General features: G+C 67.5%; 20 protein-coding genes. 11 read left to right on the plus strand and 9 right to left on the minus strand.

Annotated elements, in window-relative coordinates; translation table 11 throughout:
* Positions 1-184 precede the first annotated feature (184 nt).
* Together QHC78_RS14265 and QHC78_RS14270 are read left to right on the plus strand one after the other, a co-directional pair.
* Positions 185-1159 carry a Bug family tripartite tricarboxylate transporter substrate binding protein gene (locus QHC78_RS14265; RefSeq protein WP_319745641.1) on the plus strand — a complete coding sequence of 325 codons (975 nt, stop codon included), beginning with the start codon at positions 185-187 and terminating at the stop codon, positions 1157-1159.
* A 294-nt stretch (positions 1160-1453) separates the two neighbouring features.
* A complete protein-coding gene (locus tag QHC78_RS14270; protein WP_319745643.1) occupies positions 1454-2224 on the plus strand; it encodes a phytanoyl-CoA dioxygenase family protein in 771 nt (256 codons plus the stop codon).
* Positions 2225-2245: 21 nt separating this feature from the next.
* Here QHC78_RS14270 and QHC78_RS14275 read toward each other — a convergent pair whose 3' ends face one another.
* Positions 2246-3160, minus strand: coding sequence for a LysR family transcriptional regulator (locus QHC78_RS14275; RefSeq protein WP_319745645.1), 915 nt, complete (start codon positions 3158-3160; stop codon positions 2246-2248).
* A gap of 98 nt (positions 3161-3258) precedes the next feature.
* Here QHC78_RS14275 and QHC78_RS14280 point away from each other — a divergent pair, with 98 nt between their 5' ends.
* The 7 genes from QHC78_RS14280 (at position 3259) to QHC78_RS14310 (ending at position 10135) form a co-directional block, all read left to right on the plus strand.
* Entirely contained in the window at positions 3259-4383 is a 1125-nt protein-coding gene (locus QHC78_RS14280) for a muconate/chloromuconate family cycloisomerase (RefSeq protein ID WP_319745647.1), read from the plus strand.
* A gap of 13 nt (positions 4384-4396) precedes the next feature.
* On the plus strand, positions 4397-4675 hold the full coding sequence (gene catC, locus QHC78_RS14285) for a muconolactone Delta-isomerase (RefSeq protein ID WP_319745649.1): 279 nt from the start codon (positions 4397-4399) through the stop codon (positions 4673-4675).
* An 84-nt stretch (positions 4676-4759) separates the two neighbouring features.
* Entirely contained in the window at positions 4760-5740 is a 981-nt protein-coding gene (locus QHC78_RS14290; RefSeq protein ID WP_319745651.1) for a Bug family tripartite tricarboxylate transporter substrate binding protein, read from the plus strand.
* A gap of 412 nt (positions 5741-6152) precedes the next feature.
* Positions 6153-7310, plus strand: a complete 1158-nt coding sequence (locus QHC78_RS14295; protein WP_319745653.1) for a COG1470 family protein — start codon at positions 6153-6155, stop codon at positions 7308-7310.
* Positions 7307-8260 carry an ABC transporter ATP-binding protein gene (locus tag QHC78_RS14300; protein ID WP_319745655.1) on the plus strand — a complete coding sequence of 318 codons (954 nt, stop codon included), beginning with the start codon at positions 7307-7309 and terminating at the stop codon, positions 8258-8260. The genes QHC78_RS14295 and QHC78_RS14300 overlap by 4 nt, the downstream gene beginning before the upstream one ends.
* Entirely contained in the window at positions 8250-9212 is a 963-nt protein-coding gene (locus QHC78_RS14305; RefSeq protein ID WP_319745657.1) for an ABC transporter permease, read from the plus strand. The genes QHC78_RS14300 and QHC78_RS14305 overlap by 11 nt, the downstream gene beginning before the upstream one ends.
* 122 nt (positions 9213-9334) lie before the next feature.
* Entirely contained in the window at positions 9335-10135 is an 801-nt protein-coding gene (locus QHC78_RS14310; protein ID WP_319745659.1) for an SAM-dependent methyltransferase, read from the plus strand.
* Between the two features lie 10 nt (positions 10136-10145).
* Here QHC78_RS14310 and lipA read toward each other — a convergent pair whose 3' ends face one another.
* The 8 genes from lipA to QHC78_RS14350 all read right to left on the minus strand — a co-directional run bounded on the left by lipA (position 10146) and on the right by QHC78_RS14350 (position 16702).
* A complete protein-coding gene (gene lipA / locus QHC78_RS14315; protein ID WP_319745661.1) occupies positions 10146-11150 on the minus strand; it encodes a lipoyl synthase in 1005 nt (334 codons plus the stop codon).
* Positions 11151-11210: 60 nt separating this feature from the next.
* Positions 11211-11909: a lipoyl(octanoyl) transferase LipB gene (gene lipB / locus QHC78_RS14320; protein ID WP_319745916.1), complete on the minus strand. Its 699-nt coding sequence runs from the start codon at positions 11907-11909 to the stop codon at positions 11211-11213.
* A 16-nt stretch (positions 11910-11925) separates the two neighbouring features.
* Positions 11926-12213, minus strand: a complete 288-nt coding sequence (locus QHC78_RS14325) for a DUF493 family protein (protein ID WP_319745662.1) — start codon at positions 12211-12213, stop codon at positions 11926-11928.
* A gap of 8 nt (positions 12214-12221) precedes the next feature.
* On the minus strand, positions 12222-13085 hold the full coding sequence (locus QHC78_RS14330; protein ID WP_319745664.1) for a D-amino acid aminotransferase: 864 nt from the start codon (positions 13083-13085) through the stop codon (positions 12222-12224).
* A 69-nt stretch (positions 13086-13154) separates the two neighbouring features.
* The gene (locus QHC78_RS14335; protein WP_319745666.1) at positions 13155-14405 is read right to left on the minus strand and encodes a D-alanyl-D-alanine carboxypeptidase family protein; all 1251 of its coding nucleotides are present in this window, start codon (positions 14403-14405) and stop codon (positions 13155-13157) included.
* Positions 14406-14571: 166 nt separating this feature from the next.
* Positions 14572-15231, minus strand: a complete 660-nt coding sequence (locus QHC78_RS14340) for an alpha/beta hydrolase (protein WP_319745667.1) — start codon at positions 15229-15231, stop codon at positions 14572-14574.
* A gap of 9 nt (positions 15232-15240) precedes the next feature.
* Positions 15241-15558 carry a (2Fe-2S) ferredoxin domain-containing protein gene (locus QHC78_RS14345; protein ID WP_319745669.1) on the minus strand — a complete coding sequence of 106 codons (318 nt, stop codon included), beginning with the start codon at positions 15556-15558 and terminating at the stop codon, positions 15241-15243.
* Between the two features lie 37 nt (positions 15559-15595).
* Positions 15596-16702 (minus strand): VanZ family protein, encoded by a 1107-nt coding sequence (locus QHC78_RS14350; protein ID WP_319745671.1) that lies wholly within the window; start codon positions 16700-16702, stop codon positions 15596-15598.
* Positions 16703-16832: 130 nt separating this feature from the next.
* Between QHC78_RS14350 and QHC78_RS14355 the strand changes: the two genes are divergently transcribed.
* Together QHC78_RS14355 and QHC78_RS14360 are read left to right on the plus strand one after the other, a co-directional pair.
* A complete protein-coding gene (locus QHC78_RS14355; RefSeq protein WP_319745673.1) occupies positions 16833-17681 on the plus strand; it encodes a biotin--[acetyl-CoA-carboxylase] ligase in 849 nt (282 codons plus the stop codon).
* Positions 17678-18508: a type III pantothenate kinase gene (locus tag QHC78_RS14360; protein ID WP_319745675.1), complete on the plus strand. Its 831-nt coding sequence runs from the start codon at positions 17678-17680 to the stop codon at positions 18506-18508. Before QHC78_RS14355 ends, QHC78_RS14360 begins: the two co-directional genes overlap by 4 nt.
* Position 18509 lies beyond the last annotated feature (1 nt).

Raw genomic sequence — 18509 nt, forward strand, 5'->3', positions numbered from 1 at the left:
GACGCGTCTGGGCCACTCGTTTCTTCGAAAACAGCGTCCCTGATGCGTTCGATGCCCACTTTTTCAACGGCCTGCTAGGGGGAGGAAGCCGGAAGGTGCCGGGCAGGACGCGGCGCACCGGTGTGCCCGGCGGGCGCCCGCCAGCCGGACCCGACAACCAACAAGATTCCCGTACGGAGACGCCATGCTTTCGCTCGCCCGCGCGGCCGCCAGCGGCCTGATCGCCACCTTTGCCTCGGCCGTCGTGCTGCCCGCTCACGCCCAGGACTATCCCAACCGCCCCATCCGCGTCGTCGTGCCCTACTCGCCTGGCGGCGGCGCCGACAATGCCGCGCGCGTCATCGCCCAGGCACTGGGCGCATCCCTGAAAACCCAGGTCGTGGTCGACAACCGCCCCGGCGCAAGCGGCATGATAGGCGCGCAAGCCGTGGTCCAGGCCGCCCCGGACGGCTATACGGTGCTCTACGACGCGTCCACCTATGCAGTCAACCCGGCACTGCGCAAGATGCCGTTCGACCCCGACACCGACCTGATACCGGTATCGCTCGCGGTCACCGTCCCCAACATCCTCGTGGTGCATCCCGACGCGCCCTATCGCAGCTTCAAGGAGTTCCTCGACTACGCACGCAAGCACCCCGGCAAAGTCAGCTACGCCTCGTACGGAGCCGGCAGTCCTGCCCACCTGGTGGGCGAATTGCTGAAGAACCAGGCCCGCCTGGACATGCTGCACGTACCCTACAAAGGCGGCGCGCCGGCACTGGCCGACGTCATGGGTGGTCAAGTAAACGCCTACTTCGCCAACGCCGCCTCCGGCCTCTCGTACGTCCAATCCGGCCGGCTCAAGGCACTGGCCGTCACCTCGGCCAAGCGCATGACAGCGCTACCCGACACGCCCACCATCGCCGAAAGCGGCTTCAAGGACTTCGAAGTCCTGGAGTGGAACGGCTTCTTCCTCCCCAAGGGCACCCCACCCGCCATCGTCGACCGGCTGGCCAAGGAAGTCAGGCAAGCCGTCAACGACCCCGACACCCGCGCCAAGCTCAACAAACTCGGCCTGGACACCGTAGGCAGCTCCCCCGCCGACTTCGCCCGATTCATCCAGGGCGAAACCCGGCGCTGGGTCGACCTGGCCAAGGCCAACAAGATCACCGTAGAGTAGGTGTGACCCACCCCCTGGCGGCCTTCGGCCGCTCCCCCTCAAGGGGGCGGCGCTGGCGGACCGGCAAAGCCGGATCCGCGGCGCCCTGGGTCCGTCCCCGCGCGAGTTCACGCCCGCCCCGTCCGTCTCACCGGCTCCGGGAAGTCCCGGCCCCCGCCGGGACCGGCTTCGCTGTGCTCCGCTTGGCCGTACCGGCCCTCGCCAACAAACCGGCCGTGTTAAGAACTCCCCCTCACACGCGATTCCCACAATTAGGCGTATCCTAGTCACCCTGTTCCCCTCTAGTTCAGCAGCATGGCTAGCCTGCCTCGCGACGACCAGATCGCGGCACTGCGCCGAGACGGCCTGGTGATAGTGCGCAACTTCGTCGACCCCTCCACCTGCGCGGCGCTCCTGCAGATCGCCCGCGCCCAGCTCACCGCCCACATCGAACCGCTCGAATACGAAGCAGATCTCGGCTACCCGGGCGCCCCCGCGTCACGCGACGCCGAGGGCGGACGAACGGTGCGGCGCCTGCTGGACGCCTGGTCGCGCGACGAAGCCTACCGGCAATACGCCACCTCCGAACCCATACGCGACTGGATGGCTTCGTATTTCGGCGAACCGGCCAAACTGTCGCTGGCCCATCACAACTGCATCATGACCAAGCATCCCCGCTACGGCACCTTGACGGGGTGGCACCGCGACTTTCGCTACTGGTCGTTCGAGCGCGACGACATGGTGTCGGTATGGCTGGCCCTGGGCGACGAATTCGACCGCAACGGCGCGCTGCATCTTGTCCCGGGCTCGCATCGCGAGCAATTCGACGCCTCGCGTTTCGATGCGCGCAAATTCTTTCGCGACGACCTGCCGGCCAACCGCCCCTTCATCGAACGTGCCATCGTGCCCGAACTCCACACGGGCGATGCCATGTTCTTCCACTGCAATACCCTGCACGCCGCCGACCGCAACGCAACCGACGAGGTGAAGTTCTCGGTGGTCTTCACCTACCACGCCTCCAGCAACCGGCCCCTGCCCGGCACGCGGTCCGCCGCCAAGGGCAGCATCAGCCTGCAAGGCATTTGACGGCGCCGTTGCGTCCGGCGGTCAGGACTGCGGGACCTGCAGCGCCTGTGCCGCCAGTTCGTCCGCCAGCGCCTTGGCCCGCAGCAGGAAGGGCGAGCGATCATCCTTGCGATAGCTGACGATGACAGGGGAGGTAAAGCCGGAAGTGGCCAACGGCAGGTAGGCAATGTCGTCGCGCAGCAAGCGCTGCACCGAAGCCGGGACGACGGTCACGCCCAACCCCGCGGCAACCAGGCCGATGGCGGTCTGTAATTCGTTGGCATCCTGGATGACGCTCAGGGCGTGGCCGGCGGCGCGGAACAGCCCGAGCACATGGTCCGCATAGCTCGGCCGTGGCCGGGCCGGATACAGGATGAACGGCTGGTCCGCCAGTTCGGCGGCGCCCACGCCCTTGCGGCCCGCCCTGGAAGCGAGCGGATGCGCCCGGGGCACTACCGCGGCGAGCGGTTCTGCCATCAATACCTGGCGTTCGATGGCCGGATCATCGAACAGGATGCGCCCGAAGCCGATGTCGATACGGCCGGCCTTCAGCGCGTCGAGCTGCTGCAGGGTCGTCAATTCGGACAGGCCGACCTCCACGTGCTGGTCTGCGCTGCGCAGCCGCCGTATCAGTTCCGGCACGAAACCATAGAGCGTGGACGGCACGAACCCGATGCCGAACCAGCGGCGCCCCTGCAAGCCGATCCGGCGGGTTGCCTCGATGATCTCCTGCAGCCTGGACGTCAGCTGGAGCGAGTGCTCGAGCAGGAACCGCCCCGCTTCGGTCAGGCGCAGCGAGCGTCCGGCCCGCTCGAACAGCGGCACCCCCAGCTCCTCTTCCAACGCGCGGATCTGGCGGCTGAGCGGGGGCTGCGCCATGTGCAGCTTTTCCGCTGCCCGGGTGACGTTCATTTCCTGCGCAACGGTCTGGAAATAACGAAGCTGCCTCAGGTCCATCGATACCTCCAGGGTATGGGAAGAGACAAATATAGTCTTGGACGCCCTAAAAATCGAGATCCATACTAAGTCTCAGCATTATCTATAACTGGAAAAGTATGGTTTCTCCCCGCATTGAATCCATAGAAGCCATCCTGGTCGACCTGCCCACGATCCGGGCGCACCAGCTGGCGATGACGGTCATGAACGTGCAGACCCTCGTCATCGTCCGGCTGCGCTGTTCGGATGGCATCGAAGGCCTGGGCGAGGCGACGACGATAGGCGGATTGAGCTACGGCGAAGAAAGCCCCGAAGGCATCAAGCTGGCCATCGATACGTATCTCGCGCCGGCGCTGGCCGGGCTGGACGCCACCAACGTGCTGGCCGCGGTGCAGCGCATGAACAAAGTGGCGCGCGGCAATACGTTCGCCAAGTCGGCGCTCGAAACCGCGCTGCTGGATGCGCAAGGCAAGCGGCTGGGTGTTTCCGTCTCGACCCTGCTGGGCGGGGCGGTGCGCGACAGCGTGCCGGTCCTGTGGACCCTGGCTAGCGGCGATACCGGCCGCGACATCGAAGAAGCGGAGTCCCTGCTGGCCACGCGGCGCCACGACACCTTCAAGCTCAAAATCGGCCGGCGCGCGGTGGCCGAGGACGTGGACCACGTGTGCGCCATCAAGCGGGCCCTGGGCAATCGCGCGCGCGTCACGGTGGACGTGAACCAGGCCTGGAGCGAATCCCAGGCGGCCACGGGCATCGCGCAGCTCGAGGCGGCCGGCGTGGACCTGATCGAGCAGCCGCTGCCGCGCGCCCATCGTGCCGGCATGGCCAGGCTGGCCGCCCGCTTCGTCGTTCCCATCATGGCGGACGAGGCGGTGCGCGGGCCGGAAGACGCCATGGACATTGCACGCGAAGGCGCCGCCGACGTACTGGCGCTGAAGATCGCCAAGTCCGGAGGCCTCTACGAGGTGCTGCGCACCGCCGCCGTGGGCGACGCGGCTGGCCTGGCGCTATACGGCGGGACCATGCTCGAAGGCAGCATAGGCACGGTGGCCGCCGCCCATGCTTTTGCCACCTTGCCCCGGCTGGAGTGGGGCACCGAACTGTTCGGGCCCTTGCTGCTGGTCGACGATGTCGTCCAGTCCCGGCCGGCCTACGGAGAGTTTTCGATGACGCTGCCGACCGGCCCCGGGCTGGGCGTGGCGCTCGACGAAGAAAAACTGCGGCGCTACCGCCGCGACCGCTGACAAGGAGATCCGCATGCTCTTTCTCGTTCGCATGGACGTCCGCATTCCGCCTTCCGTTTCCAAAGAAGAGGCGGACGCCCTCAAGGCCGCTGAAAAAGCCTATTCGCAGGACCTGCAACGGCAGGGGAAATGGGCCCAGATCTACCGGGTCGTCGGCGAATACGCCAACTACAGCATTTTCGATGTGACCGACAACGACGAACTGCACGCCATGCTGTCGTCGCTGCCGCTGTTCCCCTACATGGACATCCACGTTACGCCACTGGCCAAGCACCCGTCCGCGATCCACTGAGCATCGCGCAGGCCCGGCCCACGGTCCCCGCCCGCAAGGCCATCCCCGGGCGGCAGGAACCAGAACCCCATATCGGAGACAACGATGAAAACCCGCTTCAAACTGACTGCCCTGGCGCTCGCCGCCAGCTTCGTCGCCGCGCCGTTGGCGGCCAGCGCGAAGGACACCTATCCCAACCGCCCTATCCGCTGGATCGTGCCCTTCCCGCCGGGCGGCGCCATGGACAACATCGCCAGGACGCTGGGCGAGGCCATGGGCCAGGACCTGGGCCAGCCGTTCGTGGTCGAGAACCGCCCCGGCGCAGGCGGCAACATTGGCGCCACGGCGGTGGCGCGCGCCAAGCCGGATGGCTATACCATCATGATCGTGGCCAACGGCATGGCGGTGAACCCGGCCTTGTACCCGGACATGGCCTACGACCCGGTCAAGGACTTCTCGCCCATTTCGTTGCTGGCGGTAGTGCCCAACGTGCTGGTCGCCAATCCGCAGCGGATCCAGGCCAAGACGGTGCAGGAAGTGATCGCCCAGGCCAAGGCGCATCCCGGCAAATACACCTTCGCCTCCGCCGGTGTCGGCACGTCCATCCACTTGGCGGGCGAACTGTTCGTCAAGACGGCCGGGGTGCAGATGCTGCACGTGCCCTACAAGGGCAGCGGCCCGGCGATCGCCGACCTGCTGGGCGGCCAGGTGGACTACATGTTCGACAGCGTAACCTCCGCCAAGCCGCACATCGACGCAGGCAAGCTCACGGCCATCGCCGTCACGACCAAGAAGCGCTCGGCCGCGCTGCCCAACGTCCCGACGGTGGCCGAGGCCGGCCTGCCCGGCTACGAGCTGACGCCCTGGTTCGCGGCCTTTGCGCCGGCCGGCACGCCGCAGGCCGTCATCGACAAGCTGAACAAGGCCATGCGCGATGCGCTCAAGACGCCCAAGGTGCAAGAGACCCTGGCCTCGATCGGCGCCGAACCCATCGGCGGATCCCCCGCTGAACTGCGCGATTACCTGGCGTCGGAAATCAGGACCGGCCGGGAGCTGATCGAATCGCGCGGGATCAAGATGGAGTAATGCCGGGCGCCAGCCTGCCGCCGGGCCGGCCCGAATGCCGGCCCGGCGGTTCCGTCCGCACGGGTCTTTCCTTCCCCTCCTTCCGCCCGCACGAACACGGGCCTCCCCTGATAGCCAACCGGGCTTGCCTCGGCTAGTGTTTTGCCCCGAGCCTGTCTCCCCCAAGGAACGACGCGGCCCACCGGCCGCCGTTCAGGGGGCTGTTAGATGATGTGTGGCAACCTTTGGTGCCTGGCGGCGACCTACGCCGCCCGGGCCCGAACGGACTCGCACACACCCAGCATTACCCGGCACGAAACTCTATGCGTCCATAACTGTCTTTTCGCACGGAGCCATTCCTGGTTGGTCCAGGCGTACTCCACGCACTGCGCCTGGCCGAATCTTTCCGCATTCATTGACCAACGAAAAAGCCATGCCTAAGATTCGCGTCCTGATCCTGTCGCTGTTCATCGCCCTCGCCTGTGCCCCCCTTGCCCGGGCCGCCGCCCAGGCCGGCATCTACCTGGTTACCGACTACCCTTCCCTGACCCTGCAGGCCGGCGCCACCACGACGCTGCCGCTGACGCTGCATAACCGGGACGAACCCCCGGCCCGCGTCACGCTGCGCGTGGAAGACGTGCCCGCCGGCTGGAAAGTAACGCTGCTCGGCGGCGGCAAGCCGGTCGCTGCGGCCATGCCGGCGACCGACGCCAGCGTGCCGCTGCAGTTGCGCGTCGAGCTTCCTGCGCAGGTGGAAGCCCGGAACTATCGCGTCCGCGTGGTGGCCGAAGCGCCGGGCAAGCACATCGAGCTTCCCGTCGATGTGACGCTGGCCGACGAGCTCCCGGCCCAACTGAGCATCGAGTCCAAGCTGCCCGCGCTGCGCGGCGGCGCGCGTACCACTTTCGACTACCAGTTCAGCGTCCGCAACGATAGCGGCCGCGACCTGCTGGTCAACCTCACGGCCGAGACGCCCCAATTCTTCGAACCCACTTTCACCGAAAGCTATGGGACGCAGGAATTGACATCGGTGCCGATCAAGGCCGGCGAATCCAAGGAGCTGAAGCTGAGCGTCAAGCCGCCTTCGTCGGTCCAGGCCGGCAGTTATCCGGTCGTCGTGCATGCCAGCGCCGAAGGCGCCTCGGCCAGCACCAAGCTGGGCCTGGAGATCGTGGGCCATCCGGAACTGCGCATCTCCGGCCGTGACGGCATCATGAGCGCGACCGCCCGCGCGGGCCAGACCGAGACAGTACCCATCGTCGTACGCAACGATGGCTCGGCGCCGGCGCAGAACGTGGAGCTGTCCGCCAGCGCGCCCTCGGGCTGGAAAGTGGAATTCGAACCGAGCACCGTGGCCCAGATCGAAGCCGGCAAGGAAGCCGAAGTGCAGGCACGCATCACGCCGTCGGACCGTTCGCTGGTGGGCGACTACATGACGACCGTCCGGGCCTCGGGCGGCGGCGAAAACACCTCCGGCGAATTCCGCGTCACGGTGCAGACGTCGGGCCTGTGGGGCATCGTGGGCCTGGTCATCATCGCCATCGCCGTCCTGGTCCTGGTCGGCGCGGTCGCGAGGTTCGGACGGCGATGAGTACGGACGTCATCCAGGCACAAGGCCTGACCAAACGCTACAAAGGCCGTGTCGCGGTCGACGGCGTGACGTTCTCGGTCGCACAGGGCGAGGTCTTCGGCCTGCTGGGGCCCAACGGCGCGGGCAAGACCACCACCATCCTGATGCTGCTGGGCCTGACCGAGGCCGACTCCGGCTCGGTGTCCGTGCTGGGCCGCGATCCGCGGCGCTCGCCCCTGGCCGTCAAGCGCGAAGTGGGCTACATGCCCGATGCGGTCGGCTTCTACGACTACCTGTCGGCGCGGGAGAACCTGGCCTACACCGCCAAGCTCATGGAGATCCCGGCCGGCGAGCGCGAGGCGCGCATCGCCGCGGCACTCGAACGCGTGGGGCTCGCAGGCGAGGCCGACCGCCGCGTGTCCGGCTTTTCGCGCGGCATGCGCCAGCGCCTGGGCCTGGCCGAGATCGTGCTCAAGCGCGCCCGCATCGCCATCCTGGACGAACCCACCTCGGGGCTGGACCCGCAGGCGGCCGAGGACTTCCTCGGGCTGATCGACAGCCTGCGCCGCGACGGGGTCACGGTGCTGCTGTCCTCGCACCTGCTGGACCACATGCAGCGCATCTGCGACAGGGTCGCGCTGTTCAACAAAGGCCGCATCGCCTTGATGGGCTCGGTACCCGAGCTGGCACGCCAGGTACTGGGCGGGCGCAGCGCGATCCTGGTGGAAGCGCGCGGCAGCGATCTCGCCCCGTTGCTGCGCGGCATAGACGGCGTGGTTTCGGTCGAGACGCAGGACGGCCAGCGCTTCCGGCTGCATGCCGAGCGCGATGTACGGCCCGACATCGCGCGCGCGCTCGCGGGCGCCGGCGCCGAACTGCTGCGCCTGGACGACGAGCCGCTCAGTCTGGATACGATCTACAACCGCTTCTTCCACTCCATGGCTCAAGGGGAACGACGTCATGCAGCGTGAAGGATCGCCCGTACAGGGCATGAGCGTAGTCCTGCTCAAGGAACTGGCCGACCACCTGCGCAGCGGCCGCATGCGGGTGCTGGAATGGCTCATCATCCTGACCGCGGCCGCCGCGCTCTATGGGGTGTTCCAGCAGATACGCAGCACCACTGCGAGCGATCCCTATATCTTCCTGCGCCTGTTCACCACGGCCCAGGAACCCATGCCGTCGTTCTCGGCGCTGCTGGGATTCCTGGTCCCGCTGGTGGCCATCGGCCTCGGCTTCGATGCGGTCAACGGGGAATACTCGCGCCGCACCATGAGCCGCCTGCTCTCGCAGCCCATCTACCGCGATGCGCTGCTCATGGGCAAGTTCCTGGCGGGACTGGCGACCTTGGCCATTTCGCTGCTCGCGCTGTGGCTGCTGGTGATGGGCGCGGGCCTGACCCTGCTCGGCGTGCCGCCAGGCGGCGAAGAAATCGCCCGTTCGCTGCTGTTCCTGCTGCTGACCCTGGCCTATGCCGGCGTATGGCTGGCAGTCGCGATGCTGTGCTCCATCGTGTTCCGCTCCGCGGCCACTTCGGCACTGGTCAGCCTCGGGCTCTGGCTGTTCCTGACGCTGCTGTGGCCCATGCTGGCCGGCGCGCTGGCGCAGGCCATCGCTCCGCCCGATCCGGTCGCGCTCATGCTGGGGCAACCCGGCATCGAAACGCTGCAGTGGCAGCAGGCGCTGGAACGCCTGTCGCCGTCGCAGCTCTTCGGCGAAGGGGTGCTGGCGCTGCTGGTCCCCTCGACCCGCACGCTGGGCCCGGTCTTCCTGAGCCAGCTGCAGGGCGCCGTCATAGGCTCGCCGCTGCCGCTCTCGCAAAGCCTGGCCATCATCTGGCCCCAGCTGATCGGGCTGATTGCAGCCGTCATCCTGCTGTTCACCGCGGCCTACATGGTGTTCCAGCGGCGGGAAGTGCGGGCATAGCGGCGCTGGGGTATCGCGCCGCGCCCCGCCACGCGGGCGGCCGGGGCGGCACCTGACCCGGCGCTAGGCAGCGCGGCTCCGTAGCGGCTATGCTGCGCGCTGGTCACTACATGGAGTTCCCGATGCTGTATCGACGCTGGATCATGACCTGCGCCGCCGCGCTGGCCGCCTGCCTGTCCCCCGCCCAGGCTTCCGAGCGGCCGCGCCTGGACGTGCCGTTCATCACTACGCCGCCCGCGGTCGTGGAGCGCATGCTGGAACTGGGCCAGGTCGACAAGGACGATTACCTGATCGACCTGGGCTCGGGCGATGGCCGCATCTCCATCGCCGCCGCCCGCACGCGCGGTGCACGGTCCCTGGGCGTGGATCTCGATCCGGCGCGCGTCGCCGAGGCCACCGCCAACGCACGCCGCGCGGGCGTCGCGGACCGACTGGAGTTCCGCCAGCAGGACCTGTTCGACACCGACCTGTCGGCCGCGACCGTGCTGACCATGTATTTGTTTCCCGAGATCAACATGCGGCTGCGGCCGCGGCTGCTCGAGACCCTGGCGCCTGGCACCCGCATCGTGTCGCACGCCTTCCACATGGAAGACTGGATTCCCGACCGGCACGACGTGGTGCAGGGCCGGGACATCTTCCAATGGATCGTTCCCGCACCGGTAGCCGGGCTGTGGCAGGTGGAAACCCCTCGCGGTGATCGCCTGGTACTGCGGCTGTGGCAGCAATTCCAGCGCATACAGGGCGTTGCGGTCCTGCCGGGCGAGCATTCGATCCCGCTGATGGAAGCCAGCCTCGAGGGCGACCGCATCCGCTTCCAGCTGCACACCGCCGACGGGGTGCGGCGGTTCTCCGGGCACGTGAACGGCCGGGAGATGCGCTCGGATACGCCGGAGACGCCCTGGAGCGCCTCCCGCTACGACTGAACCCGAACGGTCAGGCCACGCCGGCGGCGTGCGCCTGCTGGTCGGCGTGGTACGACGAACGCACCATGGCGCCGACTGCCGCGTGCGTAAAGCCCATGGCGTAGGCCTCGCGCTCGAACATCGCGAAGGTATCGGGATGGACGTAGCGCAGCACCGGCAGGTGGTGCTCGGAAGGCTGCAGGTACTGGCCGATCGTGATCATGTCGACGTTGTGCGCGCGCATGTCGCGCATGACTTGCAGGATCTCGTCGTCGGTCTCGCCCAGGCCGAGCATCAGGCCCGACTTGGTGGGCACGTCCGGATGCAGCGCCTTGAACTCGGCCAGCAGCTTGAGCGAGTGTTCGTAGTTCGAGCCCGGACGGGCCTGCTTGTACAGGCGCGGTACGGTTTCCAGGTTGTGGTTCATGACGTCCGGCGGGCCGGCGTTCAGGATGGCCAGCGCGCGATCCAGCCGTCCACGGAAATCCGGCACCAGGATCTCGATGCGGGTCGAGGGCGAGAGCTCGCGCGTCTTGGCGATGCATTCGACGAAATGCGCGGCGCCGCCGTCGCGCAGGTCATCGCGGTCCACCGAGGTGATCACGACGTAATTCAGCTTCAGCGCGGCAATGGTACGGGCCAGGTTGAGCGGTTCGTCGGGATCGAGCGGATCGGGGCGGCCATGCCCCACATCACAGAACGGGCAGCGGCGGGTGCACTTGTCGCCCATGATCATGAACGTCGCGGTGCCCTTGCCGAAGCACTCGCCGATGTTCGGACACGAGGCTTCCTCGCACACGGTATGCAGCTTGTGTTCCCGCAGGATGCGCTTGATGTCGTAGAAGCGCGAGCCGGGCGAGGCGGCTTTCACGCGTATCCACTCGGGCTTCTTGAGCCGCTCCGCCTGCACGACCTTGATCGGGATGCGCGCAACCTTGGATTCGGACTTCTGCTTTTTCAGCGGATCGTAGGCCGGCGCCGCTGCGGGGGTTTCGGCATTGCCGCCCAGGGCGGAAGATTCGGGCACAGAGCTCATCGACAAATTCCCATTCAGCGTGGCCGGGGTAGAACCGGGGGCTGAGATTAGTAAAGACCCTTATTCTACTGCCGCTGGCGCCGTGGCCGCCAAAGCCCCTGCCGGCGCCCCGGTTGCCAGCGCCCGCTGCAGGGCATGGGCCAGCCGGTCGCCCGCTGCTTCCAGTCCGATCGAAATGCCGCAGGACGCCAGGTCCACGGTGCGCAATCCCACGTAGCCGCAGGGGTTGATCCAGCTGAAAGGCGAGAGGTCCATCGCCACGTTCAACGCCACGCCGTGATAAGTGCAGCCCCGGTGGACCTTGATGCCCAGCGCGGAGATCTTGGCCAGCTCGCCGGAGGCTTCCCGGGCCGGCGCATCCGGGTGCCGCGGCCAATCCACATAGACGCCCGGCGCGCCGGCCTTGCGCCGGGCATCGGGCAGCCCCAGCTCGCTCAGCAGGTCGATCACCGCCTGCTCCACGCGCGCCACGTATTCCTTGACGAAGTACCCCGCGCGCTTCAGGTCCAGCAGCACATAGGCCACGACCTGCCCAGGGCCGTGATAGGTCACCTGCCCGCCGCGGTCGCTCTTGACCACCGGCACATCGCGGGGCGCGAGCACGTGCTCGGTCTTGCCGGCCAAGCCCAGCGTGAACACCGGATCATGCTCGACCAGCCAGATCTCGTCCTGGGTGTCGGGTCCGCGCCCGGCCGTGAACGCCTTCATCGCCTCCCAGGTTTCCTGGTAGCCGGCGGGCCGAGGCAGCCAACGGATCAGCATTGCCCTCGCCGCTTCAAAGAACGAACTTGACCATGGGATGCGAGGTCAGCTCGCGGTATAAGGCGTCCAGCTGGGTGCGCGAGGTGGCCCGGACGATGAACGTCAGGCCGAGGTAGTTGCCGCCGGAGCTGGGCCGCATCTCGACCGTGGCGGGATCGAAGTCCGGGTCGTGGCGCATCACCACCTCGGTCAGCACTTGGGCGAACTCGGGATGATGCGCGCCCATGACCTTGATAGGGAAGTCCGACGGATACTCGATAAGCGAAGCCCGGGTGTCGGGGGTTTGGGGAACGTCTGCCATGATGGGCCTCAGAGTGCTGCTATCGCCTCATCGTAACCCTGGCGAAGCCGCGCGTACACCGGCCCCGGCCGGCCGTTGCCCACGGGCCTGCCATCCAGCGACACGATGGGCAGGATTTCCTTGGTAGCCGACGACAACATGAGCTCGTCGGCCGCTGCGACCTCGGACTGGGCGATAGGCCGCATGTCGAACGCTATCCCGCGGGCCGCGGCCATTTCTTCGATGAATCCGTAGCGGATGCCCTCGAGGATCAGGTGATTCTTCAGCGGCGCCAGCAGGCGGCCGTCCTTGACCACCCAGATATTGCTGGACGAGCCTTCGGACAGAAACCCGTCGCGGAACATCACCACTTCCTGCGCGCCGCGGTCAACCGCGAATTGCCGCGCCAGCACGTTGCCCAGCAGCGAAACGGACTTGATCTCGCAGTGCAGCCAGCGCTCGTCCGGCATGCTCACCGCCTGCACGCCGTTCTCGCGCTGGACCGCGGACGGCCGGGCGAAGGGACTGGTCATGCCGAACACGGTGGGAACCACATGTTCCGGGAACGCGTGATCGCGCTTGGCAACCCCGCGCGTGACTTGCAGATAGACGAATTGGTCGTCGGCGCCCGAGGTGTCGATCAACTGCTGCACCAGGTCCTGCCATTCCGCGGCGCCGTGCGGATTCGGAATCCTGATGGCCGCCAGGCTGCGCGCAAGCCTTTCCAGATGCTGCGCCATGCGGAAAGGCTTGCGGGCGTAGACGGGGACGACCTCGTAGACGCCATCGCCAAAGATGAAGCCACGATCGAGCACCGATATCTTGGCTTGCGAAAGCGGCGTGAAGTCGCCGTTCAGATAGACCAGCGGATCACCCGTGATGCCTGCAATCATGGTCGATTCCCTCGTATTTGGGTTCCTGGCCGCGAGCCTCGCGGCCAGGACGCCGGTCCCGTGCTTGCCTCACTGGAACCAGAGACGTACCGCATCGAACGCGCGGCCGAAGATGCCGGCCACCTCCACCGACTCGAGAACCGTCAGCGGCACTTCGCGTATCGGCTTGTCGTTGAGCGTCAGTTTAAGCGTTCCCACCGGCTGTCCGGCCTGCAGCGGCGCGACGAGCGGATCGGTACGCTCGATGGTGGACTTGACGTTGCCGGCCTGTCCACGGGGCACGGTGACCCAGATGGCGGCGGGCGAACCGAGCTTCACTTTGCTGGCGCTGCCCTTCCAGACCGTGGGTTCGACCACGGCCTGCTTGGCGTCATAGACCCGCACCGTGTCGAAGTTCTGGAAGCTCCAGTTCAAGAGCTTCAGGCTCTCCTGAGCGCGGGCGTTCTCGCTCGCCGTTCCCACGAGCACCGTCAGAATGCGGCGGTCGCCACGCATGGCCGATGCGATCAGGCAATAGCCGGCGGCCTCGGTATGGCCGGTCTTCATACCGTCCACCGACGGATCCACCCACAGCAGCCGGTTGCGGTTGGGCTGCGTGATCTTGTTGTAGGTGAACTCGCGTTCCTTGTAGTAGCCGTAGTAGTCGGGGTGGTCCTGGATCAGGCGCTTGGCCAGCAGGGCCAGGTCGCGCACGGTGGTCACGTGCTGCGGGTCGGGCAGGCCGGTGGAATTGGTGAAGTGCGTGTTCTTGAGCCCCAGGCGTGCGGCCTCCTGATTCATCAACGCGACAAATGCGTCTTCGCTGCCGGCCACGGCTTCGGCCAACGCCACCGTGGCGTCGTTGCCGGACTGCGTGATCATGCCGCGGATCAGCTCTTCCACGGTCACGGGCTTGCGCGGCTCGATGAACATGCGCGAGCCGCCCGTGCGCCAAGCCTTCTCCGACACGTTGACGGTCTGCGACAGCGTCAGGCGCTTTTCCTTGAGCGCATTGAATACCAGGTAGGCCGACATGACCTTGGTCAACGACGCCGGTTCGACGCGTTCGTCGGCACGGTCCTCGGCCAAGATCTGGTCGCTGGTCACGTCGATGGTGACCCAGGAGCGCGCCGCGATGGCAGGAGCCGGCACGGACGACAGCAGGCCCACCGTCGACATGGGCGGCGCCGAGGGTGCAGCGGAAGAAGTCGTGGCGGGCGGCGCGGCGGCGGCAAGGGCGGAAGCGGGCATGGCGGCCGGGAACGCGACCAGGCAAGCCGAGGCCATGGTGGCCAAAGCAACCCGACGTCCCGGACCAAACGAGAAGAAGCGCAGTTTCATGTGGGAGGATTGTCGTGCAAGAGGGGCCGACACGCCCTGCGTAGCCGATGGAGCCGCGAGGCGCGCGCCCCGCGATGCGGGGTGGAAAGCGTGATTATAGGCACCTCGACCGTTCCCCCCGGCACCGGCTGCAACGGAATGCTACAGCTGGCAAGGAATCCTGCGGTCAGGCCAGCACCCGTTCCAGGTAAGCCAGCACCAGCCGCTTGACCACTACCAGATTGCCGTGGAAGAAATGTCCCGCGCCCGGGATGACGGTCACGGGCAGGCTTTGCGGGCGAGCCCAATCCATGACGGCGCCCAGCGGCACCGTATCGTCCACCTCGCCGTGGATGACCAGCGTGTCCTCCGGCACGGCGGCGATCGAAAAACGGCTGGCCGCCGTGCCGAGCAATACCAGCCCTGCGACGGCCAGCCCGCGCTCGCTGTCCGGGCCGCAGCCGGCGTAGACGTGACTGGCCACGGCACTGCCGAAGGAAAACCCGCCCAGCACGAAGCGGCCTTGGGCCAATGCGGGGTACTTGGCGCGGAACTGGTCCACTACGGCCAGCATGTCGGTGGTTTCGCCGGCGGCATTGTCAAACTCGCCGGCGGATTTGCCCACGCCGCGGAAATTGGGCCGCACTACCGCCAGCCCCTGCTGCGTGCAGGCCCGCGCCATGGTCGTCACGACCTTGTTTTCGCGGGTGCCGCCGAACAGCGGATGCGGATGCAGCACCAGCGCCCATCCGCGCGCCGCCTCGAGCCCGCCCTCCGGCAGATCGAACGCGCAGTCGATGGTGCCCGCTTCGCCTTCGAATACGAGATGCTCCGTGGAAGTCGCCATGACGCGTCCTCAGATCATCAGCCGCTCGACGCGCTCGCCCCGTACGAGGTGCGCGTCGATGATCTCGTCGATGTCGCTCTGGTCGACGTAGGTGTACCAGACGCCCTCGGGATAGACGACCAGGACCGGCCCCTCTTCGCACCGGTCCAGGCAGCCCGCCTTGTTGATCCGGACCTCGCCCTTGCCCGACAGCCCCAGCTGCTTGATGCGCTGCTTGGCATAGTCCTGCATGGCCTGCGCGCCTTGCCGCGCGCAACAGGGGCGGGGCGCATCGGGCCCGCGCTCATTCAAGCAAAAGAAAACGTGGTGTTTGTAGTAGGAATCCATACCAGCTCGCAAATACGGAAGTCGTGTTGCCGGAGGGTCAGGCGGACCGCCTCCGGGCCAGGAAAAACAGCGCCGCCAACGGCCAGATCACCGACAGGCCCAGGGTGAGCGACTCCAGGTGCAGCCAGCCGGTGCGTGCCATGGCCGTGGTCGTATCGAAATACTGGTCGGACGGGAACAGATTGACGATGCCCAGCTGCAAACAGAGCGCCAGGATGCCCAGCCCGCGTTGCCACCCCGGCTTCAGATAGGCAAAGCCGGTAGCCAGAAGCACGCCTGCAATGGAGCCGACGGCCGCGCCGGCGGTGATCCAGGCACCCGGGGCCTGCGCCGGCACGGCCAGCGGCTGAAACGCGATCTTGACCAGCAGCGCGCAGACCACCAGCGCACCGGGAAGAATACCGCGCGCCGGCACGGGACGCGCCACGTGCAACAACAGCATGGCCACCCCTACGACGGCGGCGCCGGTGCAGAACTGCTCGGCAGTAATGCGTTGAGCCGGTGTAGGGGACCACAGCTGACCCAGCAGCTCGGACGGCACCGCTGCCCAGTCGCCCAGCAGCAGCCACAACTCGCCGGTCCCAAACAGCATGGGCTGGCGCGGAATCTGCATGAACACCCAGAGCGCCGCCAGGATCAAGGCTGGACCGGCCTGGTGCGTGAACCACCGCTGGCGCCAACGCGCCAGCGCGCCATCGCCGATGAGGCGGGACGCCGTGGCGGTGCCGGCCAGTGCGCCCAGCAGCGCGCCGGCTGCATTGGCGGCCAGGTCGACGTTGGAGGCAATGCGGTTGGGCAGGTAGGTCTGCAATGCCTCCATCGTGCCGGACAGCAGCCCGCAGAACACGACCGCGATCACCACCGCGAGCAGGCCGCGGCAGGCCGGGTAGACGGCCCATACGAACAATGCCCCCACCGGCAGGTAGGCCGCGACGTTGGCGATGATTTCGGACCCGACCCAGTACTGGGGCCATGGCGCGCTCAGGTACGCGAAGGCCGGTACGCCGACCCCTACCCAGCCTGTGAACGGGTACAGGCTGGCATAGACGACCAGCAGCACGACTATGGACAAAGCCAGGCGCGTCAGCGGCGCGCCGCGTCGAACGACCTGCCCGGAAGCGGCGGACGACCCGTCGGCGCTCATGGGCGGCAGAGGTAAAACGTAAGCGACATTCCCTAAGTTTATGCGTTTTGCGCCCCCGGGCTGCGAAAACCTCCGGCTCTGCCTACAATTGCGCGTTTGCGCGCAAGGACGCGCGACCCGACCGACTCCCATGGCTTCATCGCGCACCACTTCCTCCGCCGTCCCGCTCGCCCCGCCCGCTGCCCTGGCGGACGGCCTCGGGCGCGTGTTGCCGGGCTGGAACGTGTCCTGGCTGGATACCACGCCGTCCACCAATGCCGATCTGCAGCAATACCTGCGGCGGGGCGGGTCCGGCCCCGTGCTGATGGGCACTCATGCGCAGACAGCGGGACGCGGACGGGCCGGACGCCCATGGCATACCCAGCCCGGCAACGCGCTGCTGTTCTCGTGCGGCTGGGAGGTCTTCATCCCGCCCGCACGCCTGCCCCCGCTTTCGCTGGTCGCCGGGCTGGCCGCTTGCGAAGCGCTGAGCGGCCTGCTGGGGAGTCATGCCGACGGGGCGCTGGCCCTGAAATGGCCCAACGACGTGCAATGGAACGGCGCCAAACTGGCCGGCATCCTGGTCGAGACGGTAGCCGTTCCGGCCCGCGGCCGCACCGGCCTGGTCCTGGGCATAGGCCTGAACCTGCGCGGCGCCGCGGCGCTCTCGCGGGCGCTGGGCCGGGAGATCGCCGATTGGACGCAGACCGGCAGTCACCACGACCCTGTACAGCTGGCGGCCGCGGTGGCTCGGTCCTGGCATGCCGCCATCGAGCAATATGGGCGCGACGGTTTCGGCTCTTTCCAGGAACGCTACGCGCGCTGGGACGCCCTGTACGGCCAGCCGGTGCGCGTGCTCGACGAAGGACGCACGCTGTTCGAAGGCACCGCCCGGGGCGTGGACGCGGACGGCAAGCTGCTGGTGGAGGCGGACGGGGCATTACGCCCCGTCATGGTGGGCGACATTTCGGTTCGGCAAACCGCGCAAGGCAGCCCATGAGCACATTGCTGATCGATGCGGGCAATACCCGCGTGAAATTCGGCTGGCGCGAAGACGGCGCCTATCCCGGCCAGGCCGCGCCGCGCGCCGCGCTGCAGACGGCCTTCCGGCACGAGGAACTGGCCCAGGCCTTGCCGCAGTGGCTGCAAGCGGCCGGCCTGCGGCCGCATCGCGCACTGGGCTCCAACGTCGCGGGGCCGCACGCGGAACAAGTCATTGCCGGTGTGCTGGAAGCGATCGGCTGCCCCGTGCAATGGGTCCGCGCCAGCAGGCGGCTGCTGGGCGTCAGCAACGGCTATCGGCATCCGGAGCGCCTGGGGGCCGACCGGTGGCTGAGCCTGGTCGGCGTCTGGAACGGCTGGCGCCGGCAGGCTGCGCCGGGTGCCCATGCACCGGTACACGTCGTGGCCCACTTCGGCACCGCCACCACCGTCGATACCCTGGATACCTCCGGCCGGTTCATCGGCGGCTTGATCCTTCCCGGCCGCGAACTGATGCGGCGGTCGCTGGCGACCGGCACGGCCGGCCTGCCCCGCGCCAGCGGCCGCATCGCGCCGTTCCCCGACAATACCGATGACGCCATCATGTCGGGGATCGCCGCGGCCCAGGCCGGTGCGGTCGTGCGCCAGTGGCTGGCCGCGAGGGAACGCTACCGCCAGGAACCCGTCTTGGTGGCCAGCGGCGGCGCCTGGACCGCCATCGGCGACGAAGTCGGACAGCTGATGCAGGCGTCCGGCTCGACGCGCCCGGTCCAGGTCGTCGATAATCCCGTGCTCGATGGCCTGGCCTGCCTCGCCGAGCCGGACTCCCTTCCTGCTTCCCCCTGAC

It is taken from the genome of Pigmentiphaga sp., from assembly GCF_033795525.1.
Classification (GTDB): domain Bacteria; phylum Pseudomonadota; class Gammaproteobacteria; order Burkholderiales; family Burkholderiaceae_B; genus Pigmentiphaga.

Excerpts from the sequence above, each read along its gene's own strand:
- QHC78_RS14340 (WP_319745667.1), bottom strand. The coding sequence starts at position 15,231 with ATGGCGACTTCCACGGAGCATCTCGTATTCGAAGGCGAAGCGGGCACC.
- QHC78_RS14350 (WP_319745671.1), bottom strand. The coding sequence starts at position 16,702 with ATGAGCGCCGACGGGTCGTCCGCCGCTTCCGGGCAGGTCGTTCGACGC.
- QHC78_RS14325 (WP_319745662.1), bottom strand. The coding sequence starts at position 12,213 with ATGGCAGACGTTCCCCAAACCCCCGACACCCGGGCTTCGCTTATCGAG.
- QHC78_RS14310 (WP_319745659.1), top strand. The coding sequence starts at position 9,335 with ATGCTGTATCGACGCTGGATCATGACCTGCGCCGCCGCGCTGGCCGCC.
- QHC78_RS14290 (WP_319745651.1), top strand. The coding sequence starts at position 4,760 with ATGAAAACCCGCTTCAAACTGACTGCCCTGGCGCTCGCCGCCAGCTTC.
- QHC78_RS14305 (WP_319745657.1), top strand. The coding sequence starts at position 8,250 with ATGCAGCGTGAAGGATCGCCCGTACAGGGCATGAGCGTAGTCCTGCTC.
- QHC78_RS14265 (WP_319745641.1), top strand. The coding sequence starts at position 185 with ATGCTTTCGCTCGCCCGCGCGGCCGCCAGCGGCCTGATCGCCACCTTT.
- catC (WP_319745649.1), top strand. The coding sequence starts at position 4,397 with ATGCTCTTTCTCGTTCGCATGGACGTCCGCATTCCGCCTTCCGTTTCC.
- QHC78_RS14355 (WP_319745673.1), top strand. The coding sequence starts at position 16,833 with ATGGCTTCATCGCGCACCACTTCCTCCGCCGTCCCGCTCGCCCCGCCC.
- QHC78_RS14275 (WP_319745645.1), bottom strand. The coding sequence starts at position 3,160 with ATGGACCTGAGGCAGCTTCGTTATTTCCAGACCGTTGCGCAGGAAATG.
- QHC78_RS14360 (WP_319745675.1), top strand. The coding sequence starts at position 17,678 with ATGAGCACATTGCTGATCGATGCGGGCAATACCCGCGTGAAATTCGGC.
- lipA (WP_319745661.1), bottom strand. The coding sequence starts at position 11,150 with ATGAGCTCTGTGCCCGAATCTTCCGCCCTGGGCGGCAATGCCGAAACC.
- QHC78_RS14295 (WP_319745653.1), top strand. The coding sequence starts at position 6,153 with ATGCCTAAGATTCGCGTCCTGATCCTGTCGCTGTTCATCGCCCTCGCC.
- QHC78_RS14330 (WP_319745664.1), bottom strand. The coding sequence starts at position 13,085 with ATGATTGCAGGCATCACGGGTGATCCGCTGGTCTATCTGAACGGCGAC.
- QHC78_RS14280 (WP_319745647.1), top strand. The coding sequence starts at position 3,259 with ATGGTTTCTCCCCGCATTGAATCCATAGAAGCCATCCTGGTCGACCTG.
- QHC78_RS14270 (WP_319745643.1), top strand. The coding sequence starts at position 1,454 with ATGGCTAGCCTGCCTCGCGACGACCAGATCGCGGCACTGCGCCGAGAC.
- QHC78_RS14335 (WP_319745666.1), bottom strand. The coding sequence starts at position 14,405 with ATGAAACTGCGCTTCTTCTCGTTTGGTCCGGGACGTCGGGTTGCTTTG.
- QHC78_RS14345 (WP_319745669.1), bottom strand. The coding sequence starts at position 15,558 with ATGGATTCCTACTACAAACACCACGTTTTCTTTTGCTTGAATGAGCGC.
- QHC78_RS14300 (WP_319745655.1), top strand. The coding sequence starts at position 7,307 with ATGAGTACGGACGTCATCCAGGCACAAGGCCTGACCAAACGCTACAAA.